Annotated in this window: 1 protein-coding gene; it reads right to left on the bottom strand. The window is 70.4% G+C overall.

The window, feature by feature from the left end; genetic code table 11:
- Positions 1-425 (bottom strand): glycosyltransferase (locus HA630_RS00175; protein ID WP_208299874.1); only part of this gene is annotated, 425 nt, incomplete at both ends.

Genomic DNA, 425 nt, shown 5'->3' with positions numbered 1-425 from the left:
TGCGGCACGGTGTCGTTCAGGGCCTTGGCGCCCAGGCTGCCGCCCACCACCAGCAGCTTCAACGGGCCGCGGCGGCCGGCGAAACGCTCGGCCGGATCGGGTTGCCGCAGGAATTCGGCGCGCAAGGGGTTGCCGATCCACTCGCCCTTGGGCAAGGCCTGGGGGTAAGCGGTGTAGACACGGTCGGCCACGCCGGCCAGCACCTTGTTGGCCATGCCAGCCACCGAATTCTGTTCGTGCAGCACCAGCGGCTTGCCGGCCAGCACGCCCATCATGCCGCCGGGGAAGGTGATGTAGCCGCCCAGGCCCAGCACCACGTCGGGCTTCACACGGCGCACCACGGCCAGGCTCTGCCAGAAGGCGCGCAACAGGCGCAGCGGCAACAGGGCCAGTGTGAGCACGCCCTTGCCGCGCACGCCGCCAAA

The organism is Aquabacterium sp. A08 (assembly GCF_011742065.1).
The sequence above is the reverse complement of the archived record's forward strand: the minus strand, read 5'-3'. Positions and strand labels throughout refer to the sequence as shown.